Source organism: Pseudomonas sp. P1_A1, assembly GCF_056406935.1.
The window spans coordinates 96,890-112,064 of record NZ_JBFTZE010000009.1 but is presented as its reverse complement, the minus strand read 5'-3'; the positions used below and the strand labels follow the sequence as shown (position 1 = coordinate 112,064).

General features: G+C 57.9%; 13 protein-coding genes and 3 tRNA genes. 2 read left to right on the top strand and 14 right to left on the bottom strand.

The window, feature by feature from the left end; translation table 11 throughout:
• Positions 1-9: 9 nt before the first annotated feature.
• The gene (locus AC1D2Q_RS15485) at positions 10-2,217 is read right to left on the bottom strand and encodes a DUF1631 domain-containing protein (RefSeq protein ID WP_477813738.1); all 2,208 of its coding nucleotides are present in this window, start codon (positions 2,215-2,217) and stop codon (positions 10-12) included.
• A 267-nt stretch (positions 2,218-2,484) separates the two neighbouring features.
• On the opposite strand from AC1D2Q_RS15485, the gene nadC reads away from it, so the two are divergent.
• Positions 2,485-3,333 (top strand): carboxylating nicotinate-nucleotide diphosphorylase, encoded by an 849-nt coding sequence (nadC, locus tag AC1D2Q_RS15480; RefSeq protein ID WP_477813737.1) that lies wholly within the window; start codon positions 2,485-2,487, stop codon positions 3,331-3,333.
• Between the two features lie 51 nt (positions 3,334-3,384).
• Here the strand turns inward: nadC and AC1D2Q_RS15475 are convergent, their stop codons facing one another.
• The gene (locus AC1D2Q_RS15475; protein ID WP_477813736.1) at positions 3,385-3,690 is read right to left on the bottom strand and encodes a DUF6388 family protein; all 306 of its coding nucleotides are present in this window, start codon (positions 3,688-3,690) and stop codon (positions 3,385-3,387) included.
• A 302-nt stretch (positions 3,691-3,992) separates the two neighbouring features.
• Between AC1D2Q_RS15475 and AC1D2Q_RS15470 the strand changes: the two genes are divergently transcribed.
• Positions 3,993-4,538, top strand: a complete 546-nt coding sequence (locus AC1D2Q_RS15470; RefSeq protein ID WP_477813735.1) for a hypothetical protein — start codon at positions 3,993-3,995, stop codon at positions 4,536-4,538.
• An 11-nt stretch (positions 4,539-4,549) separates the two neighbouring features.
• On the opposite strand, the gene AC1D2Q_RS15465 is transcribed toward AC1D2Q_RS15470, so the two are convergent.
• The 12 genes from AC1D2Q_RS15465 to tpiA form a co-directional block, all read right to left on the bottom strand.
• A tRNA-Thr gene (locus tag AC1D2Q_RS15465) sits at positions 4,550-4,625 on the bottom strand.
• 243 nt (positions 4,626-4,868) lie between these two features.
• Positions 4,869-6,974, bottom strand: coding sequence for a polyribonucleotide nucleotidyltransferase (gene pnp, locus AC1D2Q_RS15460; protein ID WP_018929489.1), 2,106 nt, complete (start codon positions 6,972-6,974; stop codon positions 4,869-4,871).
• A gap of 197 nt (positions 6,975-7,171) precedes the next feature.
• The gene (gene rpsO / locus AC1D2Q_RS15455) at positions 7,172-7,441 is read right to left on the bottom strand and encodes a 30S ribosomal protein S15 (RefSeq protein ID WP_011332409.1); all 270 of its coding nucleotides are present in this window, start codon (positions 7,439-7,441) and stop codon (positions 7,172-7,174) included.
• Positions 7,442-7,558: 117 nt separating this feature from the next.
• Entirely contained in the window at positions 7,559-8,476 is a 918-nt protein-coding gene (gene truB / locus AC1D2Q_RS15450; protein ID WP_007933551.1) for a tRNA pseudouridine(55) synthase TruB, read from the bottom strand.
• 3 nt (positions 8,477-8,479) lie between these two features.
• Entirely contained in the window at positions 8,480-8,881 is a 402-nt protein-coding gene (gene rbfA / locus AC1D2Q_RS15445; protein ID WP_007900467.1) for a 30S ribosome-binding factor RbfA, read from the bottom strand.
• Between the two features lie 159 nt (positions 8,882-9,040).
• Positions 9,041-11,560: a translation initiation factor IF-2 gene (gene infB / locus AC1D2Q_RS15440; RefSeq protein ID WP_019582451.1), complete on the bottom strand. Its 2,520-nt coding sequence runs from the start codon at positions 11,558-11,560 to the stop codon at positions 9,041-9,043.
• A 27-nt stretch (positions 11,561-11,587) separates the two neighbouring features.
• Positions 11,588-13,069, bottom strand: a complete 1,482-nt coding sequence (gene nusA / locus AC1D2Q_RS15435) for a transcription termination factor NusA (protein WP_007933547.1) — start codon at positions 13,067-13,069, stop codon at positions 11,588-11,590.
• 47 nt (positions 13,070-13,116) lie between these two features.
• Positions 13,117-13,575 carry a ribosome maturation factor RimP gene (gene rimP, locus AC1D2Q_RS15430; RefSeq protein ID WP_007973115.1) on the bottom strand — a complete coding sequence of 153 codons (459 nt, stop codon included), beginning with the start codon at positions 13,573-13,575 and terminating at the stop codon, positions 13,117-13,119.
• Between the two features lie 139 nt (positions 13,576-13,714).
• Positions 13,715-13,791: transfer RNA gene (locus AC1D2Q_RS15425), tRNA-Met, on the bottom strand.
• Between the two features lie 96 nt (positions 13,792-13,887).
• Positions 13,888-13,973: transfer RNA gene (locus AC1D2Q_RS15420), tRNA-Leu, on the bottom strand.
• A 22-nt stretch (positions 13,974-13,995) separates the two neighbouring features.
• Positions 13,996-14,379, bottom strand: a complete 384-nt coding sequence (gene secG, locus AC1D2Q_RS15415) for a preprotein translocase subunit SecG (RefSeq protein WP_033063466.1) — start codon at positions 14,377-14,379, stop codon at positions 13,996-13,998.
• Positions 14,380-14,383: 4 nt separating this feature from the next.
• Complete coding sequence (tpiA, locus tag AC1D2Q_RS15410; RefSeq protein ID WP_477813734.1) at positions 14,384-15,139, bottom strand: triose-phosphate isomerase; 756 nt, start codon at positions 15,137-15,139, stop codon at positions 14,384-14,386.
• Between the last annotated feature and the right edge of the window lie 36 nt (positions 15,140-15,175).

The following is a 15,175-nucleotide window of genomic DNA, read 5'->3' as shown; positions in this document are numbered from 1 at the left end:
GGCGCGCGATCACTTGCCGCGATTGAGACGCCGCAGGTTGCCCAGCACCGATTCCAGCGCCCGATCGAACAGCAAGGTGTCGTCCAGCGTGCGCACCGCGCCACGCCGAAACTCCAGGGCCAGGCCGGTACGGTTGTGCTCCAGCACCTTCATTCCGGTACGGTCGACAAAGATGTACTTGCCGGTGGTTTCAATGATTGCCGTCAATTTACAACGCAGGGTGTTTTCCTCGTCTTCCTGAAACTCGACCCAGCACCCCGGGCGCAGTTGATCGACTTGCAGTAGCGCGGCATCATCCTCCGGCAAACGCACCGAGGCCGTTTCGACCGGGCCTTCGTCAGCGGTGCGAAGCACGATTTCCTCCTGCACTTCGACCATCATCGGCCCCTCGACAGGCGGGCTGTTCTGGTCCGGACGCTCAAACAGTTGAACGTGCAGGGCTTCCAGCTCGCTGAAAAACTCGCTGGTAGCGAACGGGTCGAATGCCGAGCTGTTCAGCCCATCGCGCAACGACTTGAGCAACCCTGGCACCAGCGCCAACAAGCGCAGGCTGGCATCGGGTTCGTCATGGCGCTGCACGCTCCAGATCAACTGCTCCATGGTCTGCACATCGGCGTGCCATTCGGCGGACTGATCACCGTGCTTGAGCCCGGTCAGCAACAGCACTTTGCTCCAGGCCTCCTGGACAAACACCACCACGCTGTGCGGCAAAACCTTGCCCACCAACACCTGATTCAACGCCTGCTCGACGCGCTGACGCGCCAGTTCGGTCCTGGCGCGGCCTTCTTCGGCGTCACGGGTGCGCTGTTCCAGCAATTCGCTGCGACGGCGCTCGTCATTGGTGAAGGCGAGGAAATCCGCCAGCAGTTCGGAAAAGATCGCCGGGTCATCGACAAAGTCGTTCAACAAGCGCTGCACCACCTGCTCAATGCGCAGGTAGAGACTGTCGCGCTGATGGTCATCGCACTCGCCCCAGCCCATGGCCGCCGCGGCGATTTCGTTGAGCAAGCGCCGGGCGGGATGGCTGCTGCGGCTGAAAAAGCTCTTGTCGAGCACCGCGACTTTCAGCATCGGAATCTGCAAGCGGCCAATCAGCGCCTTGAGGGAGTCCGGCAGGTTGCGGTCATCGAGAATGCATTCGAAGAGCATGGCGATCAGGTTGATCACGTCTTCGTCAGCCACCCCGACCACCCGCGACCTGCCGCTTTTGACGCTGACCCGGGTCAGCAGCAGTTCGAGCTGGTTACGCAGGTCGAAGTCGTCCTGAACCGCCAGCGCCGGCACGTATTGCTGCAAGTGCGAGAGCAGGCGCAGCAGATCGCGGGTGGAGATGGGCTGGGGCTGGGTACTGACCTCCAGAGTCGGCGCAACGCTGCCGCGCGCATGGAGCAGCAACTCCTGCAAGGCGGCGAAAACTTCCTGCACCCCCTCGTCAATCTGTGGATTGCCGCTGCGACTCCCTGCCTCGACAGGGTCGGCGTGAGCACTGGCAGCCGCTCGATCGGTGGCACGTCGCGCCGGGGCGGGCTTGAGGTCCGGTAGCACGCCGGTGGCGATCAGCAGTTGATTGGCTTCGGCGTAGAGCTGATCGGCGTTGCTGAGCACATAGCGCTCGAACAGCTTGAGGATGATCAGCTTGACCTTGATCTCCATCCCCAGGTTGCGCCCCGCCTGCAGGAAATACTCGCAGAGCAGCGTCGGCCCCAGGGGGTTGTGCCGTTCGACCAGTTTCTTGCCCAGCAGGGTGCTCAGTCGGGCGGTGAGCTGGTCGAGGGCGAAGCCATCACGGTTCAGCACTTTGCCGACCATGACCTCCACCGCCACATTACGCTCCACGTCGTCATGGGATAGCGACACCGAGGTATCGAAAGCCAATGCCCGGGGCAAGGCAGCCTGTGAGGTGTCGCACTGCGTGAGTCTGAGGAAAGCCTCGACGAACTGCTCGAGAAAACCGCGCTCGATATTTTTGCGCTTGAGGCGCAAATCGCGCATGGCTTCGAAGAAGATGTTTTGCTCGACATCGTTCCGGGCCCGGTCGGCCATTTCGAACAAGGTGTCGTCGGCGTTATCGAACAGTTCCTGCAAACCCTGCTTGAGCTGTTGAGCAGCTTTGTCGCGAACCTTAAGCAGAATCACGGGCAGGCGGGCGAGCAGCGAATGAGTCGCCTGATCGGTAGTCGCCTTGTGCAAAGGCACTACATTCCCGTCGTTGTGCATCCAAGCCTCCTGAAACGGTGATTCTTCGGTTCACGTCAAAGCCATGACGTCAAATACAAGGCGGATTATCGACAAAAGACCCTCCTTGCGCCAGCAGACTCCGCGCGCCACCAAGGAATACACGTTTATGAGTGACCCTCGCTTAGCGCCAATTGCTCGCGCGAATCGACCAAATGCAGGTTTGCGAACGACGGGATGGTTGTTGATGCCTTGGGTTGCCTCGCGCCATGGCCCTATAATCGGGCCACTTTGTTTGTGGAGCCCGTTATGCCGAATCTACGTCTCGCCGATTTGACCACCGAAATCGAAGCCAACGTGCGCCGTGCGTTGCTCGAGGACATCGGCAGCGGCGACATCACTGCGCAACTGATCCCGGCCGAACGTCTGGCCAAAGCCACCATCATCACCCGCGACGCTGCCGTTATCAGCGGCACTGCATGGGTCGATGCCGTGTTTCGCCAGCTGGATCCGCGGGTCGCCGTGCACTGGCAGGTGAGCGATGGCGAGCGGGTGAAACCCAATCAGGCGCTGTTCCACCTCGAAGGCCCGGCACGCTCGCTGCTCACCGGCGAACGCAGCGCGCTGAACTTCCTGCAGCTGCTTTCGGGTGTAGCCACGCGCGCGCAGTACCTGGCGGATTTCGTCGCCCAAACCCAAGTGAAGTTGCTCGATACCCGCAAAACCCTGCCGGGGCTGCGTCTGGCCCAGAAATACGCCGTGACCTGCGGCGGTTGCTACAACCACCGCATCGGCCTGTATGACGCCTTCCTGATCAAGGAAAACCATATCGCCGCCTGTGGTGGCATCCCTGAGGCTATTGCTGCCGCGCACAAGATCGCGCCGGGCAAACCGGTGGAGATCGAAGTGGAGAACCTGACGGAGCTCAAAGAAGCCCTGGCGGCGGGGGCCGACATCATCATGCTCGATGAACTGAGCCTGGATGACATGCGCGAAGCCGTGCGCCTGAACGCCGGCAAGGCGAAACTGGAGGCCAGTGGCGGCATCAGCGAAAGTACGTTGCTGCCGATTGCGCAAACCGGGGTGGATTACATTTCGATTGGTGCGATGACCAAGGATGTGAAGGCCGTAGACCTGTCGATGCGACTGAGTCTCTGAGTTCTTCGCATAAAGAAAAACGCCAGCCCCGATGAGGCTGGCGTTTTTGTATCAGACCACCAGATTGTTCATCTCGCAGTACTCTTCCCACTCGACGCCCAACACCTCGGCCGCCTCCTTGTGCAGTGCCAGGCGCGCGGCCTCGAACTCATCGGGGCTTGAGGTGTACTTGAGCGTCAGTTCCCAAGGCTGCAAACCCTGGGCTTCTGCCTCATCCTCGAATGCCCACTGGATCTGGTCCTTCTGATCGTCGGCAGGCAAGTCCTTGATCTCTTCCAGTAACTGGGGCGCATCCAGTACGTACTTTTTCAGGGCTTCTTCGTGTCTGGCTTCTTGGGTCAACTCTTTAACGGTCATGGCGTTCTCGCTGATCTGGGGAATGGAAGATGGATCTGGATCATCAAGGATCTCTCTGACGCAAAAAACCGTTTGAAGCCCGGTTTGTCTGGCCTTCAGAACCATTCGGGATCATCTGAAAACTGCTGGGCGATGCTCATGCAGGCAACGAATATAGGACGTTTTGCCGATGATTTACACGGCTCTTTACATCTATCTCACAAAAAGCTGCGTGCAAGAGGAGCTGGGGACGTCGGGAACATAAATCCAATTCCCAAGTCATAGCGATGTGCCATATCGGCACTTCACAAGGAACCCCAGTGATGCGCAGTTTTTCGAAGCTTTCGTCTACCCGGCTTGCCGCTGCTACCCTGCTGCTCGGCAGCCTGACATTGGCCAGCGCAGCTCAAGCGGCTGTCGAAGTCGCCTCTGACCCTTCGCTGTACTCCGACAAAATCTCCGCCCTGCACAATTCATACGGCAAGGACACGCTCGTCAGAACCAGTGTCAGCATCGATGATCTGGAAAACCTGCAAAAAACCGTAAAGGCCAATGCCAGCGAACTGGAAAGCCAGAAGCGCACCATCAACGAACAGGCCCGTCAGATCGAAGAACTCAAACGCAACAGTGGTTCCAGCACCAGCTCAAGCAGCAAGGAGATTGATGATCTCAAGCGCACGGTCAATGAACAGGAACGCGACCTGAACACTCTCACCAAACAAGTGGAGGAGCTCAAGCGCAACAGCGGTTCCAGCTCCAGTTCGAACAACAGCGAGATCTCCAGCCTGAAACGGGAGATCAGTGATCAGGATCGCGCGATGGATCAGCTCAAGCGCACCGTCGAGGAGCTGAGCAGAAAGGTGAAGTAAGCGGGGGGAAATGGTGCCCGAGACAGGAATCGAACCTGCGACCTTCGCGTTACGAGTGCGCTGCTCTACCGGCTGAGCTACACGGGCTGTGGGCTAAACCTAGCACTGGCTTCGAGGTCCGGCAACTTCGCGCACCGCAAAATCAAAAGATCGCAGCCTGCGGCAGCTCCCACCCGAGATTGTGTTCAACCGCGATATGGCGGCGTACATCGAATCTGTAGGAGCTGCCGCAGGCTGCGATCTCTTGATCTTCCTGCACACAAAAAAATGCCCCGCCGTTTTCACGGCGGGGCATTTTTTATAACGTTGAAGCGGTCAGGCGCGGGGTAATTAAACGCCCGAAGCCTTGGCTGCTGCTACGTCTTTGATGGACAGCTTGATACGGCCGCGGTTGTCCACGTCCAGTACCAGTACTTCCACTTCCTGGCCTTCTTTCAGGATGTCGGTCACTTTCTCTACGCGAGCATCGCTCAGCATCGAGATGTGAACCAGACCATCCTTGCCTGGCAGGATGTTGACGAATGCGCCGAAGTCGACGATGCGCTCAACCTTACCTACGTAGATCTTGCCGATTTCAGCTTCAGCGGTGATACCCAGAACGCGCTGACGTGCCGCTTCAGCCGCTTCCTTGGTTTCGCCGAAGATCTTGATCGAGCCGTCGTCTTCGATGTCGATCGAAGCCTTGGTCTCTTCACAGATCGCACGAATGGTCGCGCCGCCTTTACCGATGACATCACGGATTTTGTCGGTGTCGATTTTCATCGCGATCATGGTCGGAGCGTTTTCCGACAGTTCGGTACGCGACTGGCCAATGATCTGGTTCATCTGACCGAGGATGTTCAGGCGCGCTTCCAGGGCTTGGCCCAGAGCGATTTCCATGATTTCTTCGGTGATGCCCTTGATCTTGATGTCCATCTGCAGCGCGGTCACACCTTTGGCGGTACCGGCTACTTTGAAGTCCATGTCGCCCAGGTGGTCTTCGTCACCCAGGATGTCAGTCAGGACGGCGAATTTCTCGCCTTCTTTAACCAGACCCATGGCGATACCGGCAACTGGTGCCTTCATCGGTACACCAGCGTCCATCAGAGCCAGGGAGGCGCCGCAGACCGAAGCCATGGAGCTCGAACCGTTGGACTCGGTGATTTCCGACACGACACGGATGGTGTACGGGAACACGTCGGCAGCAGGCAGCATGGCCTGAACCGAACGACGAGCCAGACGGCCGTGACCGATTTCGCGACGACCAGCGCCACCCATGCGACCACACTCGCCCACCGAGAACGGAGGGAAGTTGTAGTGCAGCATGAACGGGTCTTTTTTCTCGCCTTCCAGGGTGTCCAGCAGCTGTGCGTCACGGGCGGTGCCCAGTGTCGCGACGACCAGAGCCTGGGTTTCGCCACGGGTGAACAGGGCCGAACCGTGGGTCTTCGGCAGAACACCCACTTCGATGTTCAGCGGACGTACGGTGCGGGTGTCGCGGCCGTCGATACGTGGCTTGCCGTTAACGATGTTTTCGCGAACGGTGCGGTATTCGATTTCGCCGAAAGCAGCTTTGACGTCAGCAGCGGAAGGCTGGCCTTCTTCACCGGACAGCTTGGCAACCACTTGGTCTTTCAGTTCGCCCAGGCGAGCGTAACGGTCGGCCTTGATGGTGATGGTGTAAGCCTGGGAGATCGCTTCGCCGAACTCGGCACGGATAGCACCCAGCAGAGCAGTGGCTTCTGGCTGAGGAGCCCAGGCCCAGGTCGGCTTGGCAGCTTCAGCGGCCAGTTCTTTAACGGCGTTGATCACCACCTGGAACTCGTCGTGAGCAAACAGGACCGCGCCCAGCATCTGGTCTTCGGTCAGCTCTTTGGCTTCCGATTCAACCATCAACACGGCTTCCGAAGTACCGGCAACGACCATGTCCAGGCTCGAAGCTTTCAGTTGTTCGTAAGTCGGGTTCAGCAGGTAACCGGTGCTTTCGTGGAACGCAACGCGGGCAGCGCCGATCGGGCCATCGAAAGGAATGCCGGAGATAGCCAGCGCAGCCGAGGTACCGATCATCGCAGCGATGTCCGGATCGGTCTTCTTGCTGGTGGAAACGACGGTGCAGACAACCTGCACTTCGTTCATGAAACCTTCAGGGAACAGCGGACGGATCGGACGGTCGATCAGTCGGGAAGTCAGGGTTTCTTTCTCGGAAGGACGGCCTTCACGCTTGAAGAAACCGCCTGGGATCTTGCCGGCGGCGTAAGTCTTTTCCTGGTAGTGAACAGACAGAGGGAAGAAGCCCTTGCCTGGATCGGCTTGTTTGGCACCGACTACGGTCACCAATACGCTGACGTCGTCGTCAACGGTGACCAATACTGCGCCGGAGGCCTGACGGGCGATACGGCCAGTCTCGAGGGTAACGGTCGACTGACCGAACTGGAATTTTTTGATTACCGGGTTCACGGTGTCCTACCTTCTTTGTGGCTCTTGGGGGAACTGGTTTCTTGCGAAATTCTTGGGCAACGCCGGGAATCGGCCCGACTGTCATTGTCCAGGGTAAAACTATTGTCCAGATAAAACTTGAGGCTGGGAGCCTGCCATGTACCTGCGGGAAACCCGCTGGCACACAGCAAACAACCAACCTCTAGCGCAATCGCTTATTAGCGACGCAGACCCAGGCGAGCGATCAGAGCGCTGTAACGGCTCACGTCCTTGCCTTTCAGGTAGTCCAGCAGCTTACGACGCTGGTTAACCATGCGGATCAGACCACGACGGGAGTGGTGATCTTTACCGTTGGCCTTGAAGTGACCTTGCAGTTTGTTGATGTTGGCGGTCAGCAGTGCAACTTGCACTTCTGGCGAACCAGTGTCACCAACAGCTTGCTGGTAGTCAGCTACGATTTGAGCTTTTTCTTGAACGTCGAGAGCCATGAGGCAATCCTTTTATCAGGAAACTGTTTCAGAAAAACAGTTTCAACAGGCCAGGGACAAATCCCTGTATCTAAAAATGAGTAGTGACCGTGCCTGTTAACAGCCACCCTCGTTCGGTCATTCTGACCGAATCAGTCGACGTGGCGCGATGCGCCCGTCTTCGCTCACTTCACCGATACCGATGAAGCGACCATTGTGATCCTGTACCCGTACCATGCCAAATTTCGGTGCATCCGGGGCACGTACCGGCTGGCCGTTGAGCCAGTAGAACGCGCTCGCTTCCGAGAACTGCAACAGTGGCCAATCCAGCAGGCCGCTGTCCGATGGCATCAGGAAGCGGTCGACCGCTTCGTTGCCGCCTTCGGCATGTACCGCTTCCAGCTCTTCCAGAGTGACGGTCTGTGCAAGCGTGAAAGGCCCGGCCTGGGTACGTCGCAATTCAGCCACGTAAGCGCCACAACCGAGTTGCTCACCGATATCCTCCACCAGGGTACGGATATAGGTGCCTTTGCTGCAATCCACCGCAAGCCGCGCAGTATCACCCTCAAAGGCCAGTAATTCCAAGCGCGCAATAGTAACAGAACGCGGTTCGCGCTCCACTACTTCACCTGCACGGGCCAGCTTGTACAGCGGCTGACCATCGCGCTTGAGTGCCGAGTACATCGGCGGTATCTGACTGATTTGCCCACGAAATTTCGGCAACACAGCTTCGATATCGGCACGACCAACGGTCACCGGACGTTCCAGCAAAACCTCACCTTCGGCATCCGCCGTGGTGGTGGTCTTGCCCAGTTGCGCCAGGGTTTCATAACCTTTGTCGGAATCGAGCAGGTATTGCGAGAACTTGGTGGCCTCGCCGAAGCACAACGGCAACACGCCAGTGGCCAGCGGATCGAGACTGCCGGTGTGCCCGGCCTTCTCGGCATTGAGCAACCAGCGGACCTTCTGCAACGCCGCGTTGGAAGTGAACCCCAACGGCTTGTCGAGCAGGATGATACCGCTGACGTTACGACGGATACGTTTGACCTGAGCCACCGATTACTCCTTGGCGTCTTCGGGTTCAGCCGCTACCGGGTGCTGATTGTCTTCAGCCACCGCGCGTTCGATCAGGGCCGACAGGTGCGCACCACGCACGACACTTTCGTCGTAATGGAAGTGCAACTGTGGAACGCTGCGCAACTTCATCTCGCGAGCCAACTGCATGCGCAGGAAACCGGCGGCGGAGTTGAGCACCTTGATGCTTTGCGCGATATCGTCGCGGCTGTCCTGCCCCATCACGGTGATGAAGATCTTGGCGTGACCGACGTCACGGCTGACTTCAACAGCGGTAATGGTGACCAGCCCGACGCGCGGGTCTTTGACTTCACGACGGATCAGCTGTGCCAGCTCACGCTGCATCTGATCGCCGATACGCTGGGTACGGCTATATTCTTTTGCCATGTCTTGTTACCTGTTACTGCCCCACGGTGAAACCCGAAGGGTCTGAAAGCGGCAAACGCCCGGCCTGACAAAAGCCAGACCGGGCGTTGCGTTTAGAGTCCGACTGATGCGCCGCGCAATTGCATGCGGCTGGCCATCACGGCTCTTGAAGTGCGCGAGTTAGAGGCTGCGAGCAACCTGAACCTTCTCGAAGACTTCGATCTTGTCACCGACCTTGACGTCGTTGTAGCTCTTCACGCCGATACCGCATTCCATGCCGGCACGCACTTCGGAAGCGTCATCCTTGAAGCGGCGCAGGGATTCCAGCTCGCCTTCGAAGATAACGATGTCTTCACGCAGTACACGGATTGGACGGTTACGGTGAACAACACCTTCGATAACCATGCAACCGGCGATCGCGCCAAACTTCGGCGAACGGAACACGTCACGCACTTCAGCGGTACCCAGGATATTCTCGCGAACATCGCTGCCCAGCATACCGGTAAGGGCTTTCTTGACGTCTTCGATGATGTCGTAGATCACGTTGTAGTAACGCATATCCAGACCTTCCTGCTCGACGATCTTGCGAGCGCCGGCATCGGCACGCACGTTGAAGCCGAACAGTACAGCGTTGGAGGCCAGTGCCAGGTTGGCGTCGGATTCGGTGATACCACCGACACCGCCACCGACCACACGCACTTGCACTTCGTCGTTACCCAGGCCATTCAAGGCACCGTTCAACGCTTCCAGCGAACCACGGACGTCGGATTTGAGGACGATGTTGAGCGTCTTCTTCTCTTCCTGACCCATGTTCTCGAAGATGTTCTCAAGCTTGCCGGCGTGAGCACGGGCCAGTTTGACTTCGCGGAACTTGCCTTGACGGAACAGAGCCACTTCACGGGCTTTCTTCTCGTCAGCAACTACGCTCATCTCGTCGCCAGCGTCCGGAGTACCGTCCAGGCCGAGGATCTCGACAGGGATGGAAGGACCGGCTTCCTTGATTGGCTTGCCGTTCTCGTCGAGCATGGCGCGAACGCGGCCATAGTTCGAACCGACCAGCACCATGTCGCCCTGGCGCAGGGTACCGTCTTGAACCAGAACGGTTGCAACCGGGCCACGACCTTTGTCGAGACGCGATTCAACCACAACACCACGACCAGGGGCCGATGGGGTCGCTTTCAGTTCGAGAACTTCAGCTTGCAGCAGAACCGCTTCGAGCAACTCGTCCACGCCGGTACCGACTTTCGCCGAAACCGATACGAACGGGGTGTCGCCGCCCCACTCTTCCGAAGTCACGCCGTGAACCGACAATTCGCTACGGATGCGATCGAGATCGGCGCCCGGCTTGTCGATTTTGTTCACTGCGACAACCAGAGGTACGCCAGCCGCCTGAGCGTGCTGAACAGCTTCAACGGTCTGCGGCATTACGCCGTCGTCCGCTGCAACCACCAGGATCACGATGTCGGTCGCCTTGGCACCACGGGCACGCATGGCGGTAAACGCGGCGTGACCAGGGGTGTCGAGGAAGGTGACCATGCCGCGTTCGGTTTCAACGTGGTACGCACCGATGTGCTGGGTAATACCACCGGCTTCGCCAGCAGCTACCTTGGCACGACGGATGTAGTCGAGCAGCGAGGTCTTACCGTGGTCAACGTGACCCATTACGGTCACAACCGGTGCACGGGAGAACGTCTCACCTTCAAACTTCAGGGACTCGGCCAGGGAATCTTCCAGGGCGGTGTCGCTGACCAGGGTCACTTTGTGGCCCAGCTCTTCGGCAACCAGTTGGGCAGTTTCCTGATCCAGTACCTGGTTGATGGTCGCTGGGGTACCCAGTTTGAACATGAACTTGATGATTTCAGCAGCCTTGACCGACATCTGCTGGGCGAGATCGCCAACAGTGATGGTCTCGCCGATCTTCACTTCGCGCACAACAGGGCCGGTTGGGCTCTGGAAACCGTGGGCGTTGCGCTTCTTCAGCTTGGCCTTGCCGCGACCACCACGACGGAAGCCATCGCTTTCTTCGTCGGTAGTACGTGGGGCAACGCGTGGAGCAGGCGCTTTTTCCTTGACCGAAGCACGATGCGGAGCGTTTTTGCGCTCGCCATCGCCACTGCCACGACGATTGCTATCGTCGGCACGTGGTTTGTCCGGACGACGCTGCTCGTCGCGTTTGCGAGTGTCGGCTGCAGGTGCGGCGGCCACGACCGGGGCGCTTTCACGCACAGGTTCGGCAACTGCGACAGGCGCTGCAACAGCTTCGACAGGAGCGGTTTGCGCAGCAGCAGGCTGGCGACGTGCTTCTTCTTCGGCGCGACGCTTGGCTTCTTCTTCAGCCTTCTGACGTGCAGCATTTTCTACTGCGCGACGTTCTTCCAGTTCGCGTTTGCGCTCGGCTTCGATTTCTTCCGGGCTGCGCTGCACGAAGACTTTCTTCTTGCGTACTTCAACGCTGATGCTTTTGCTGCCAGCAACACGCAGGGTGCTGGTGGTTTTACGCTGCAGCGTGATCTTGCGTGGTTCTTCCACTTTCGCCTTGTGGCTGCTTTTCAAGTGAGTCAGCAAAGATTGCTTCTCACTGTCAGTCACATGTTCTTCGGCGGCGGTGTGCGGCAGACCTGCCTCACGCATCTGCTGCAACAGGCGCTCTACCGGTGTTTTGACCTCATCGGCCAGTTGTTTCACCGTGACTTGCGTCATGCACTTCTCTCCTCAGGCCGCGCCTAATTACTCGAACCAGTGGGCTCGGGCGGCCATGATCAACTTGCCGGCACGATCATCGTCAATGCCGTCGATGTCGAGCAGGTCGTCAATAGACTGCTCGGCCAGGTCTTCGCGGGTAATTACGCCGCGCACCGCCAGTTCCATCGCCAAATCCTTGTCCATGCCCTCAAGCGAGAGCAGGTCTTCGGCCGGATGGGCGTCTGCCAGCTTTTCCTCAGTAGCGATGGCTTTGGTCAACAAACGATCCTTGGCGCGAGCGCGAAGCTCGTTGACGGTTTCTTCGTCAAAGCCGTCGATGTTGAGCATTTCTTCCAACGGTACGTAGGCAATCTCTTCCAGGCTGGTGAAACCTTCATCTACCAGCACCTGTGCCAGGTCTTCGTCGACTTCCAGCTCGTCGATGAAGTTGCGCAGGATGTCGCCGGTTTCTGCTTGCTGCTTAGCCTGGATGTCCGATTCGGTCATCACGTTCAGGGTCCAGCCAGTCAACTGGCTAGCCAGACGCACGTTCTGACCACCGCGACCGATGGCCTGAGCCAGATTGTCTGCGCCAACGGCGATGTCCATTGCATGGGCATCTTCGTCAACGATAATTGCCGCCACTTCAGCCGGCGACATTGCATTGATCACGAACTGAGCCGGGTTATCGTCCCACAGGACGATGTCCACACGCTCACCGCCCAACTCGCCGGACACTGCCTGGACGCGCGAACCGCGCATACCGATGCAAGCGCCTTGCGGATCGATGCGTTTGTCTTTGGAGCGGACCGCGATCTTGGCACGCGAACCCGGGTCACGGGACGCAGCCATTACTTCGATCAGGCCTTCAGCGATTTCCGGCACTTCGATGCGGAACAACTCGATCAGCATTTCCGGCGCGGTACGCGACAGGATCAGCTGCGGGCCGCGGTTCTCGGTGCGGATTTCCTTGAGCAGCGCACGCAGACGCACGCCAACCCGGAAGGTTTCGCGAGAGATGATGTCTTCACGGGCCAGCAACGCTTCAGCGTTGTTGCCTAGGTCGACGATCACGTTGTCGCGGGTGACTTTCTTCACAGTGCCGGAGATGATTTCCCCCAGACGCTCGCGATAGGCATCAACGACTTGAGCACGCTCGGCTTCGCGAACTTTCTGCACGATGACTTGCTTGGCAGTCTGTGCAGCAATGCGGCCGAACTCGATGGATTCGATTTTTTCTTCGACAACGTCACCGACCTTGGCGCCAGGATGCGTTTGCGCAACCTTGCTCGGCCAGGTTTCGATAGCCGGATCGTCCAGGTCTGCTTCTTCGACGACCGTCCAGCGACGGAATGTCTCATAAGCACCGGTGTGGCGATTGATTTCCACACGCAGATCGACTTCGTCCTCGAAACGCTTTTTGGTAGCAGTGGCCAGAGCCAGCTCCAGCGCTTCAAAAATTACGTTTGCCGGTACGCCCTTTTCATTGGATACCGACTCAACAACCAGCAGTACTTCTTTGCTCATCGTACGCCTCGCCTTTCGCAAGCCATTGGATCCGCGGGATCCGCGTCTCAGTCAAAACTGGGAATAATGTTGGCCTTGTCGATCATATCGATCGGCAACAGGAACTCATGGTCTTCAACCTGCACCACTACGTCCTGCTCTTCTACACCGCGCAGAAGGCCCTGAAAGTTGCGTCGACCTTCAAAAGGCGAGCGCAGCTTGATCTTCACTTGTTCACCGGCAAATTTTGCAAACTGCTCAAGAGTGAACAGTGGGCGTTCCATGCCAGGCGAGGAAACTTCAAGGGTGTATTCAACGGAGATTGGATCTTCAACATCCAGCACACCGCTGATCTGGCGACTGACGATGGCACAATCGTCCACCAGCACACCGCCTTCTTTATCGATATAAACGCGCAACATTGAGTGGCGACCTTGAGCCGAAAACTCAATACCCCAGCATTCATAGCCTAGGGCCACGACCACCGGGGCCAGCAAGGCCTGCAACTCTTCTAGCTTGCTCGACACCTGAACCCCCTCGTGCATGTATGTGCATGCTATGCAAAATAAAAAAATGGGCGAAACGCCCATCCTTGAAACGCCGCCGAATAGCGGCGTTGAAAGTGTCCAGCTAACAAAAAGCCCCTTGAAAAGGGGCTCCTTAAACTGGTTGCGGGGGCCGGATTTGAACCGACGACCTTCGGGTTATGAGCCCGACGAGCTACCAGACTGCTCCACCCCGCGACAAAGCTGGGGCGGAAGTATACGACCGATCCCTGACAGGGTCAATGTAACCTTCCACCTACAAGAAAGCCCGCAACAGCGGGCTCTCCTGATAATTGGTACCGAGAAGGGGACTCGAACCCCTACACCCTATGGGCACAACCACCTCAAGGTTGCGTGTCTACCAATTCCACCACCTCGGCAATACTACGTTTGAAACTCTTCTTACTTCTGCTCTTGAGCTGGAGGCACGTCAGTCGCTGGAGTAGCCGACTTTTGCTCTTGAAGCACCGGGACATCATCAGAAGCCGGTTGTTGCTTTGGAACTTCCAACACTGCCGGGTTTGGCAAACCTACTTGAGTCAGCTGGTGAGCCTTCTCTTTAGCAAAGTAACCTAACCCCAAGCTGGTCATGAAGAAACCGGCGGCAAGTATAGCAGTAAACTTACTAAGAAAGGTAGAGGAACCTTGGCTTCCGAACACAGTATTTGAAGCACCTGCTCCGAAAGATGCGCCAGCGTCCGCACCCTTACCCTGCTGCAGCAATACCAGAGCAACTACGCCCAATGCACCCAGCAGATGAAAAACGACTACGACTGTTTCCAGCATTTTTTCAGTTTCCCGCGGCGCGACAAATCGCACCGAACTCATCTGCATTCAGGGAGGCTCCACCAATGAGCCCCCCATCGATATCCGGCATGCCGAACAGTTCGACCGCATTGGCCGCCTTCACGCTGCCGCCATATAGAAGCCGCACACCTTGTGCGATTTCAGAATTCTCTGCCGCCAACTGGGCGCGAATGGCTGCGTGCACATCCTGCGCCTGTTGCGGCGAAGCAGTCAGCCCGGTGCCAATGGCCCAGACCGGCTCGTAAGCGATTACTGCCTTTGCAAAAGCACCAACACCCAGCTCCTCGATGATGCTGCCCAGCTGACGCCCGACAACCTCAAGAGTTTTTCCGGCTTCGCGCTGCTCGAGGGTTTCCCCTACACACAACACCGGAATCAAGCCACATGCCTGTGCTGCCGCAAATTTGCGATTCAGCGTCCCGTCGAGCTCACCCATTATCTGGCGGCGCTCGGAGTGCCCAACAAGCACCAGGGAACAGCCTGCATCCACTAACTGACTCGGCGATATCTCACCTGTCAATGCACCCTGCCCGGACTCAATCGCAGAGTTCTGCGCGCCGACCGAAATCGACTTCCCTTGCAAACCATCAATCACTTGATTGATATACAAGCAAGGCGGGAACACCGCGACATCAACACCGCTCGGCAAGGCCAGATGACGAAGGCCGTCGATCAGCTCAGCGACGCTGGCGCGGGTACCGTGCATCTTCCAGTTACCAGCTACCATAGGGCGACGCATGCTGTACCTCGTCGGTCAAAGTGGGCGCAGATGTTA

Coding starts and splice junctions, on each gene's coding strand:
- AC1D2Q_RS15485 (WP_477813738.1), bottom strand. CDS start 2,217: ATGCACAACGACGGGAATGTAGTGCCTTTGCACAAGGCGACTACCGAT.
- AC1D2Q_RS15475 (WP_477813736.1), bottom strand. CDS start 3,690: ATGACCGTTAAAGAGTTGACCCAAGAAGCCAGACACGAAGAAGCCCTG.
- tpiA (WP_477813734.1), bottom strand. CDS start 15,139: ATGCGTCGCCCTATGGTAGCTGGTAACTGGAAGATGCACGGTACCCGC.
- nusA (WP_007933547.1), bottom strand. CDS start 13,069: ATGAGCAAAGAAGTACTGCTGGTTGTTGAGTCGGTATCCAATGAAAAG.
- secG (WP_033063466.1), bottom strand. CDS start 14,379: ATGCTGGAAACAGTCGTAGTCGTTTTTCATCTGCTGGGTGCATTGGGC.
- rbfA (WP_007900467.1), bottom strand. CDS start 8,881: ATGGCAAAAGAATATAGCCGTACCCAGCGTATCGGCGATCAGATGCAG.
- nadC (WP_477813737.1), top strand. CDS start 2,485: ATGCCGAATCTACGTCTCGCCGATTTGACCACCGAAATCGAAGCCAAC.
- rpsO (WP_011332409.1), bottom strand. CDS start 7,441: ATGGCTCTCGACGTTCAAGAAAAAGCTCAAATCGTAGCTGACTACCAG.
- AC1D2Q_RS15470 (WP_477813735.1), top strand. CDS start 3,993: ATGCGCAGTTTTTCGAAGCTTTCGTCTACCCGGCTTGCCGCTGCTACC.
- infB (WP_019582451.1), bottom strand. CDS start 11,560: ATGACGCAAGTCACGGTGAAACAACTGGCCGATGAGGTCAAAACACCG.